Origin of the sequence: Nocardioides sp. (assembly GCF_014360585.1) — a bacterium.
Lineage (GTDB): Bacteria > Actinomycetota > Actinomycetes > Propionibacteriales > Nocardioidaceae > Nocardioides.
Genome location: NZ_JACIXG010000005.1, coordinates 116454 through 125159 on the forward strand (window position 1 = coordinate 116454; position 8706 = coordinate 125159).

An 8706-nucleotide genomic window follows, 5' to 3' on the forward strand; every position below is an offset into this window, starting at 1 on the left:
AGATCGACTCTCAGGGGGTTGTCAGCATGGGCACACCGACATGGGTGTGGGTGGCCACCGTGGTCGCGATCGTCGGCCTGCTCGGGTTCGACTACTTCTTCCACGTACGCAAGGCCCACACGCCCACGCTGAAGGAGGCGGCCGCCTGGTCGGCGCTCTACGTCGCGATCGCGCTGCTGTTCGGCGTCGGCGTGCTGATCATCGGCGGCGGCACGATGGGCGGGGAGTACTTTGCCGGCTACATCACCGAGAAGGCGCTCTCGGTCGACAACCTGTTCGTCTTCCTGATCATCATCACCAGCTTCCGAGTGCCCCGCGAGGACCAGCAGAAGGTGCTGCTCTTCGGGATCACCTTCTCGCTGATCGCGCGCACCGGGTTCATCTTCGTGGGCGCCGCTCTGATCAACAACTTCGCCTGGGTGTTCTACCTGTTCGGGCTGATCCTGCTGCTGACGGCCGGCAACATGCTGAAGCCCGACGACGACTCCCACGGGGAGAACTTCATCGTCCGGCTGGCCAGGAAGATGTTCCACGTCAGCGAGCACTACGACGGCGACAAGCTCTTCACGGTGGAGAACGGCAAGCGCATCCTGACGCCGATGCTGCTGGTGATGGTGGCCATCGGCGGCACCGACATCCTGTTCGCGCTCGACTCGATCCCCGCGATCTTCGGGCTGACGCAGAACGTCTATCTCGTCTTCACCGCGACGGCGTTCTCCCTGCTGGGCCTGCGCCAGCTCTACTTCCTGCTCGACGGCCTTCTCGACCGGCTCATCTTCCTGTCCTACGGGCTGGCCGCGATCCTCGCCTTCATCGGCGTGAAGCTGGTCCTGCACGCGCTCCACGAGAACAACGTCCCGTTCATCAACGACGGCGATCCCGTGCACGTGGCCGAGATCAGCACCGGCCTGTCCTTGAGCGTCATCCTCGGCGTACTCGTGGTCACCGTCGTCGCCTCCCTCTTCAGCAAGCGCGGCCGGGCCAAGAACGCCATCGCCAACGCCCGTCGGCACGCCGCCGCATACCTGGACTCGGAGTACACCAGCGACCCCGCCGAGCGCGAGCGCATCCACAACGCCCTCCTCGCCGAGCGCGACCTCATCGTCTCCCTCGGCCCGGACTACCTGCAGATGGCGCGCGAGGAGACCCCTCTCATGGAGCTCCTCGAACGCGCCCTCACCAGCCACACCGCCGCCGTCGAGCGCGGCGAGGCGTCATCGGCGGGGCCGCCGAAGATCGTCCGCGAGGAGTAGGCCAGGGCCTCAGGCGACATGGCGGCTCCGGTAGGAGGTCGGCGAGGTGCCGTGGACGCGCTTGAAGGCAGCGCTGAGCGCGAACGGGTTGGCGTAGCCGACGCGGGCGGCGATCGCCGACAGGGTCAGGTCCGTGCCGACCAGCAGGTCTGCGGCCAGAGCGAGCCGCCACCGGGTCAGGTACGCCAGCGGTGGCTCGCCGACCTGCTCAGTGAAGCGTCGCGCCAGAGCGGCTCGCGAGAGACCGACCTGCTCACCGAGACCAGCGACCGTCCAGGGCAGCTCGGGGTGCTGCTCCATCGCCCGCAGCACCGCGGCCACGGCGTCGTCGGCCGGTAGTGCCGGTGAGTCCGCGAGCACATCCCGCACAGCTTTGACCACGAGTACGTCCAGCAGTCGGTCGAGCAGAGCCGCCTGTCCGGCCTCCTCACGCACCAGCTCTGTCGACAGCAGGTCGAGAACGGCGGTGTCGAAGCCACGCAGCACCACGCTGGTCGGCAGCTGGGACAACAGCAGCGAGCCCACCGAGGTCTCGCGCTCATAGGTCCCGATGAGCATCACGGTTGCCTCAGGCGAGCGGCTGTTGCCCCAGGTGCGTACGCCCAGCGCCAGCTCCTCGGCCAGCAGGGCACCGCTCGGGTCGACACAGACCTGGCCGGGCAGGATCCGGATGTCGGCAGGGCGATCGGCCGAGTCGGCGATGACATAGGTCGCCGGCCCGCGGCACACGATCACGTCCCCTGCCGCCACCTCCTGCGGTCCCTCGCAGCCGGTGAAGACTGCCTCGCCGCGTGCGATTGCGATGACCGTGAGCGGCACCTCGTCCTCGGCGGTGATCGACCACTCGCCGGCGAACACCGTCTTCAACAGGAAGGCGGCCTGGGCCCGCGGGCCGTCCATGAGCAGATCGAGTGACGACATGGTGAGACGATAACGCATGGCACCTGGAGCCATGCGTATTCCAACGTCTCTCCTGGTGAGCCAGATTAGAGGCATGACAACTCTCGTCACCGGCGCCACCGGCAAGACCGGCCAGCGCGTCGCCCGCCGCCTCCAGACCCTCGACCACGACGTACGTGGGGTCACCCGCCACTCGACGCCCCGGTTCGACTGGCACGACCAGACGACCTGGGCCGAGGCCATCGACGGCTGCACGTCGGCCTATCTGACCTTCCAGCCGGACCTCGGTCTGCCGGGTGCCGACGAGAGCATCGGCGCGTTCGCCGCTCAGGCGGTCGCCGCGGGCTGCAGCCGTCTCGTACTGCTCTCCGGCCGCGGCGAGGACGGTGCCCAGCGAGCCGAGCAGGCCATGATGGCCTCGGGCGCTGAGTGGACGATCCTGCGTTCGGCCTTCTTCGTGCAGAACTTCACCGAAGGTGCGTTCGCGGACGAGCTCGCGGCCGGGTCGCTCACCATGGTCGAGCACACCGTTGCCGAGCCGTTCGTCGACGCCGACGACATCGCCGACGTCGCCGTCGCGACCCTCCTCGACAAGGCGTACGTCGGCCGGGTCCTGGAGCTTACCGGGCCTCAGCTGCTCACCTTCGAGGAGGCCGCGCACGCCATCGGCGGGCCCACCGTCACGTACCGCTCCATGCCCACCGAGGACTACGTCGCAGTCCTGACCGCGGCCGGGTTCCCCGCGCCCGACGCGGCCGGGCTGGCGTACCTGTTCGAGGAGGTTCTCGACGGACGCAACGCATACGTGACCAGCGACGTCGAGGCAGTCCTGGGCCGCGCTGCTCGGAGCATCGATGATCTCGACCGGGGTGAGCAGGCATGAGCGAGGCGGTACTCACCGGCGCGAGGCTGCTCAACGGCGTCACCGCCGGCATCTACATCGCCTTCCTTGTCGCATTCATGCCGGCGCTGCACGGCCAGCCTGACGATGTCTACGCCCGGGTGATGAACCGGCTCAACGTGGTCATCGTCAACCCGGTGTTCCTGGCCTTCTTCCTGGGCGCCCCGCTACTGGCCCTGATGCTCCTCGGATGGCACCGGAGCCACCTCGCCATCGCCGCCGCCTGCCTCGCCGTCGCCGCCGTCGTCATCACCTTCGCGGCGAACCTGCCGCTGAACGACGCCCTGGCGAACGGCGGCTCCGTGTCCGCGTTCGAGAAGCCGTGGCTGATCTTCCACACGCTCCGAACCCTCGCCGCAACCGGCGCCTTCGTGCTTCTCAGCCTGACCGGGACCGTCACCCGGATCTCGGGCTAGCAGCAGACGACCGCCTGCACCTTGAACAGGGTGTCCTCCTGGCGCTGCATGTTGACGTAGCCCTGGTCCACCCAGACCACCCGGAAGAGCCCGTCCCCGAGGTCCTCGATCCGCCGCTCGCCGGCGGCGTCGAGGTCTTCGAGGATGTGGTAGTAGAAGCCGTCGCCGCCGTTGGCGTCGTCGGTACAGTTCCACGCGGCCGGGTCGTCGAGGTCAGGCATGTAGAGGCCGGCGGCCTCGCATTCACCTGCCTGGAGCGCGTCGATGAACCGAACGGCCGCGGTCTCCGCTCCGCTGACCGGCTTCCCAGCCGCGGTCTCCGCGCCGCTGGCCGGATCCTCGGCCGGACCGCCACGCGCCACGAACCAGGTCGCCGCACCGCCAAGCACCAGCGCCAGGCCGACTGCGGCCGCGACGAGGACGGCGGTGCGCCGGCGGCGCGCGGGCGGCGCCTGCGTCGGCTGAGGCTGGGGCTGCGTCGAGGCCGGCGAACGGAGCACGGTCTGCGCGTCCGAAGGAGGAGGTACGACGACCGCCCGCCCATCGGCCGCAGCGGTGAGCGCTGCGGCGAAGCTCCCCGCATCCGGCCAGCGGTCCTCGGCCCTCGGCTCCAGGGCACGCATGATCACCGCGGACACCGTTGCCGGCACGGGCGCGACCGTGCCGAGGTCGGGAACCCGGGACACGACCGTCAACGCGGGCGCAGGTGAGCGACCCGCGAACATCGCCCACGCCACCGCGCCCAGGCTGCGTACGTCGGCGCGATGGTCGATCGGCAGCGACTCGTCGAACTGCTCGGGCGCCATGTAGGCAGGCGTCCCGATCTGCCGGGTCACCTCCGAGAGCTGGTCGAGCGCGCGGGCCACACCGAGGTCGGCGACCATCGCACGCAGCCGACCGTCGGACCCGCCGGTGAGCAGGATGTTGGCCGGCTTCACGTCGCGATGGATGACCGAGAGCGCGTGCAATGCGTCGAGGCCGGACGCGGCCTGTGCCACCACGTCGGCCACCGTCTGCGGTGGCATGCCTTGCGGGTGCTGGGTGATCAGCTCCGCGACGCTTCCCGCGTCGGCGTACGACATCACGAAGTAGGGCGCACCCGACGGGGTCTCGCCGATGTCGTGGACCGAGACGACGTGGGGCGAGTCGACCGACCGCAGGAAGCGCGCCTCCTGCAGGAACCGCTCCCGGATGTCGGCCGCCTGAGTCCATTGCGCGCTGAGCACCTTCACGGCCACCAGCGAGTCGAGGACCGGGTCGCGGTAGAGCCACACCTCGGCGAATCCGCCGGAACCGAGAGGCTTGACCTGGCGCAGGCGCCCGAGGAGCTGGGGAAGGGTCACCGGGACATTATGGGGCCGGGTCGCGACCTCGAGCGCGCAGGCGGTGACGTACAGCGCTTCGAGCTGGGTGCTCCGCAGCCGCCTCGAGACGGCCTGAGCCGTTGTCGTCCTGATCCGCGGCACCTGCGGCGCACATCGAACACGTGATTCCTGGGTGTGCGCCCTTCGCGAACATGGGTGTACGACGTCCTGTTTGCGGCGCGACTTCCTCCCTACGTTGGCGGCATGGCAGCCGAACACGACACCGATCTTCTGGTCCGCGACGCACGAATTCTCAGCCTGGATCCCGCGTACGACGGCCTGGTGAGCAGCGTCCGAGTGGTGGGCGAGCGGATCACCGCAGTGACGGATGCAGAGCTCCCCGCAGGGTCGCAGACCCTGGAGATCCCGGCAGCCGGCGCGACCCTCGTTCCCCTGCTCGACGCGACCGTGCTGAGCGAGCACCCCGAGCGGGACGAGTCCCCGGTGCCCACCCCAGGCAGCCAGGCGAGCTTCGTGGTGGTGGCCGGCGGCGTGACGCGCAGCGCGGCGCTCCACCAGCTCGTGGTGACTCCCGAGCGTCTGGTGCTCGCCGTCGTCGACGGGCGGATCGTGGCGCGCGACGGCGAGCCGATCATCGACAGCCTCGCCCACGCCGACGCGGCCGGCGCCCGCGACCCGCGGTGGGGCACGTGGGTGGACCGCACCGACTACCTGCACCAGCACCTGCACAGCAGCGGGCGCTACGAAGAGACCCGTGCCGGACGGCCCAACGCCTACATGGGTGCCTTCTGGCTCTACCGGGACCGCATCGTCTACCTCGACGACTCGGGCTTCTGGGCCTTCGGCCGGTTCGTCGACGAGGAGCTGCACCACGCCGGATTCGTGATGGAGCCGGCCTAGGAACGCTGCCGACGGCTCGTTTGCACGGCGTTGTCCGAGCGTCCGTCGACTCCCATCTACCGGCTCCCTAGGATCACGTCATGACGGCAACCACGCTTGGCAGCTTCCTGCGGGCGCGCCGCGCAGCGGCGAGTCCCGAGTCGCTCCCCTTGCCCACGTCAGGCGCACGCCGCGTGCCGGGCCTGCGGCGTGACGAGGTCGCGCTCATGGCGGGCGTCAGCGTCGACTACTACACCCGTCTGGAGCAGGGACGCGAGGACAGTCCCTCGCAGCAGGTCGTCGACGCCCTGGCCCGCGCGCTCCAGCTGACGAGCCACCAGACCGAGCACCTGTACGACCTGGCCAACCTCAGGTGGGAGCCGCTGGGCGGAGCACCGCAGCAGGTGGACCCCGCGCTGCTCACCATGATGGAGTCCTGGGAGCGGTCGGCGGCGTTCGTGCTGGACCCTCTCCTCGACATCGTCGCGATGAACCGCACCGCCGCTGCGCTCTTCGCCCCGTTCCGCAACACCTCCAACCTCGTCGAGATGGTGTTCCTCCACCCGCTGGGGCGCGAGTTCTACGCCGACTGGGACCGCGCGGCCGAGTCGTGCGTCGCCGCGCTGCGTGCGACGGCTCGACTCTCGGCCTCTCCCGAACGGCACCGCGAGCTGATGGACAACCTCCTCGCCGATGCCGACTTCGCCGCCCTGTGGGAGGCGTACGACGTGGAGCCGAAGACCCGCGACGAGAAGGTCCTAGTGCACGTCGTCGGCGGCGAGATGACCATCAACTTCCTCACCTTCCACGTGGCCCACCAGCCCGGGTTCGAGCTGGTCGTCTACCAGGCCGCGCCGGGCAGCGTGAGCGAGCGCCGACTCCTCGGTCTCGCCGAGCACCTTCCGCCGCAGGAGGCTGCCGCCCTCGACGAGGCGTCGGCCGGCGACGCCGGCTGACGCGTGGGTGGGTGCAGCACGCCCCTCCTCTGGAGGCCGTCGTCCGCCTACCGTTGATCCGTGGTCAACCAGCTCGGCGACCTCCTACGACGCCATCGACTCACCGCCGGGGGCTCGATCCTCGACGGGCGGACCAAGCTGCGCCGCGAAGACGTCGCGGCACGAGCCGGGATCTCGACGGGCTACTACGCACAGCTCGAGCAGGGACGCCGGCGCAACCCCAGTCGCCGCGTGCTCGAAGCCCTCGCCGCGGCCCTCGGTCTCTCGGACGGTGAACGGCGAGAGCTCCTGGCGCTCGCTCCCCGACCGGCACGGCCTCACTCGCGACCCCACGACGCGCTGCCCGCCCTTGCCCGCGCCCTCGCCGCACTCGAGCACCTGCCCGCGAGCGTCCTCGACGCCGGCCTGAGGGTCGTCTCCGCCAACTCGCGGTGGCGCGGGCTGCACACCGGATTCACCACCGACGAGAGCCTCGCGGACATGATGTTCCTGGACACGGCCGCGCCCGACTTCTATCCCGACTGGCACCACGCCAGCTGCGCCGTGCTCTCGCTGCTCGCTGCGGCGACCGAGGGAGAGGGCGGCACCGACACCCGGGCGGCCGCTTCGGAGATCCGCCGTCTCCGCACCGAGAGCGCGGCCTTCGAACGCAGGTGGACCGCTGACCCCGCCCCCGCGGTCCAGCGCCAGGTGCGCCTGCGGGTGCGTCATCCCGTGCTCGGCCGTCTCAGCTACCGCCACGACCTGCTCTTCAGCGACCAGAAAGGCCGCACCAGCCTGCACGTCCTCTTCCCGATGAACAGCCAGACCACGGCCCTCACCGCCCTGCTCGACCTCTACGCCCCGCCGTCGGCACCGCGTTGAGGTGACGATGCGAGGATCATCGCTCCGGCAGCTCTTGGGCCGAGGACCGCCCACCTCCCGGCCAGGAAAGACCGTGCTGCGTCAGTGGGTCGGTGGACGTGTGGCTGATCGTGTTGCTTCGATCTGCTCGCGGAGTATGTCTGCGTGGCCAGCATGTCGCGAGAGTTCCTCGATCATGCGCTGGTAGATCCATCGCAGCGTCATCGGTCCGCGCGTCGGGTGGTGGGTGGTGACGTGGTCCAGGTCAAGGTTTGCGGTGATGGCGCGAGACTCTGCGCACGCTTGCTCGAACTCGGCCGCTGCGCTCGGCCTGGTCGACGAGGACGACGGGAGCACCTTCCCGCCGAGGTGGCCGGCAACTACATCATCGTGTCAGCCTCTCCGCTTGTGGGTACCTGGTGACTGCCTGATCGGCACACATCCAAGGAGAAAGGGAGCACAACCATGTCCAAGCCTTCAGCACTGGTCGACCTGGACGACACCGACCTGACAGTGGCGAGCATCGCGGACGACGTGCGCGGGTTCTCGGTGATGGACAGCAACGGTGACGACGTCGGCGATGTCGATGGTCTGCTCATCGACGAGGACGAGCGACGGGTCCGGTTCCTCAAGGTCGGCTCGGGTGGCTTCCTCGGCATCGGCAAGGAGAAGCGCCTCATCCCTGTCGACGCGATCACCGACATCGAGGGTGACCGGGTCAAGGTCAACACCACTCGGGAGCACATCGCCGGAAGCCCCGACTACGACCCGGACCTGGTCGAGCAGTCGACCTACCCCGACTACTACGGCTACTACGGGGTCGCGCCCTACTGGGCACCGGGCTACATCTACCCGCCCTACCCCTACGGCGCGGCGGGCCGTCTCTAAGCGACGTCGCGCCGGCGCTCAGCCGCTCGCCACGCCGCCCGTCAGGTACATGGGTGCTACGGAACCAAGGGCGACAGGTGACGAGCATGTTGAACCCCGATCGAGGTCACCGACCCAGCCCTGGCCAGCGAACTGAGCGCAAGTGCCCCGGTTGAGGGTCTCCTTGCCGACACAGACAAAGACCCCCGTTCGGCGTACTGCCTAGTCAGGGGTCTTTGTCTCATTTGCACATGTTCTGCGCGCCTGTAGGGATTCGAACCCCAAACCTTCTGATCCGTAGTCAGATGCTCTATCCGTTGAGCTACAGGCGCAGTGTTACCGAAGCAACGTGTAGAAGATTAGCGG

General features: G+C 69.0%; 10 protein-coding genes and 1 tRNA gene. 7 read left to right on the plus strand and 4 right to left on the minus strand.

From position 1 onward, the window contains the following. Nucleotides 1-26: 26 nt before the first annotated feature. Nucleotides 27-1253 carry a TerC family protein gene (locus H5T77_RS03305; protein ID WP_292644994.1) on the plus strand — a complete coding sequence of 409 codons (1227 nt, stop codon included), beginning with the start codon at nucleotides 27-29 and terminating at the stop codon, nucleotides 1251-1253. A 9-nt stretch (nucleotides 1254-1262) separates the two neighbouring features. Here the strand turns inward: H5T77_RS03305 and H5T77_RS03310 are convergent, their stop codons facing one another. Continuing rightward, a complete protein-coding gene (locus tag H5T77_RS03310) occupies nucleotides 1263-2174 on the minus strand; it encodes an AraC family transcriptional regulator (protein WP_292644997.1) in 912 nt (303 codons plus the stop codon). A gap of 73 nt (nucleotides 2175-2247) precedes the next feature. Here H5T77_RS03310 and H5T77_RS03315 point away from each other — a divergent pair, with 73 nt between their 5' ends. Continuing rightward, nucleotides 2248-3036, plus strand: coding sequence for an NAD(P)H-binding protein (locus tag H5T77_RS03315; RefSeq protein WP_292645000.1), 789 nt, complete (start codon nucleotides 2248-2250; stop codon nucleotides 3034-3036). Then, nucleotides 3033-3470, plus strand: a complete 438-nt coding sequence (locus H5T77_RS03320; RefSeq protein WP_292645002.1) for an anthrone oxygenase family protein — start codon at nucleotides 3033-3035, stop codon at nucleotides 3468-3470. Before H5T77_RS03315 ends, H5T77_RS03320 begins: the two co-directional genes overlap by 4 nt. Here H5T77_RS03320 and H5T77_RS03325 read toward each other — a convergent pair. Next, entirely contained in the window at nucleotides 3467-4813 is a 1347-nt protein-coding gene (locus tag H5T77_RS03325; RefSeq protein WP_292645005.1) for a serine/threonine-protein kinase, read from the minus strand. The genes H5T77_RS03320 and H5T77_RS03325 overlap by 4 nt on opposite strands. A gap of 225 nt (nucleotides 4814-5038) precedes the next feature. On the opposite strand from H5T77_RS03325, the gene H5T77_RS03330 reads away from it, so the two are divergent. The 3 genes from H5T77_RS03330 to H5T77_RS03340 all read left to right on the plus strand — a co-directional run bounded on the left by H5T77_RS03330 (nucleotide 5039) and on the right by H5T77_RS03340 (nucleotide 7494). Then, nucleotides 5039-5695: an Atu4866 domain-containing protein gene (locus H5T77_RS03330; RefSeq protein WP_292645007.1), complete on the plus strand. Its 657-nt coding sequence runs from the start codon at nucleotides 5039-5041 to the stop codon at nucleotides 5693-5695. An 80-nt stretch (nucleotides 5696-5775) separates the two neighbouring features. Continuing rightward, nucleotides 5776-6630 (plus strand): helix-turn-helix transcriptional regulator, encoded by an 855-nt coding sequence (locus H5T77_RS03335; protein ID WP_292645009.1) that lies wholly within the window; start codon nucleotides 5776-5778, stop codon nucleotides 6628-6630. Between the two features lie 60 nt (nucleotides 6631-6690). Continuing rightward, nucleotides 6691-7494 (plus strand): MmyB family transcriptional regulator, encoded by an 804-nt coding sequence (locus tag H5T77_RS03340; RefSeq protein WP_292645012.1) that lies wholly within the window; start codon nucleotides 6691-6693, stop codon nucleotides 7492-7494. An 81-nt stretch (nucleotides 7495-7575) separates the two neighbouring features. Here H5T77_RS03340 and H5T77_RS03345 read toward each other — a convergent pair whose 3' ends face one another. Continuing rightward, nucleotides 7576-7830, minus strand: coding sequence for a mycothiol transferase (locus H5T77_RS03345; protein WP_292645015.1), 255 nt, complete (start codon nucleotides 7828-7830; stop codon nucleotides 7576-7578). A gap of 108 nt (nucleotides 7831-7938) precedes the next feature. On the opposite strand from H5T77_RS03345, the gene H5T77_RS03350 reads away from it, so the two are divergent. After that, complete coding sequence (locus H5T77_RS03350; protein WP_292645019.1) at nucleotides 7939-8361, plus strand: PRC-barrel domain-containing protein; 423 nt, start codon at nucleotides 7939-7941, stop codon at nucleotides 8359-8361. 238 nt (nucleotides 8362-8599) lie between these two features. Here H5T77_RS03350 and H5T77_RS03355 read toward each other — a convergent pair. Beyond that, nucleotides 8600-8672: transfer RNA gene (locus H5T77_RS03355), tRNA-Arg, on the minus strand. Nucleotides 8673-8706: the final 34 nt, after the last annotated feature.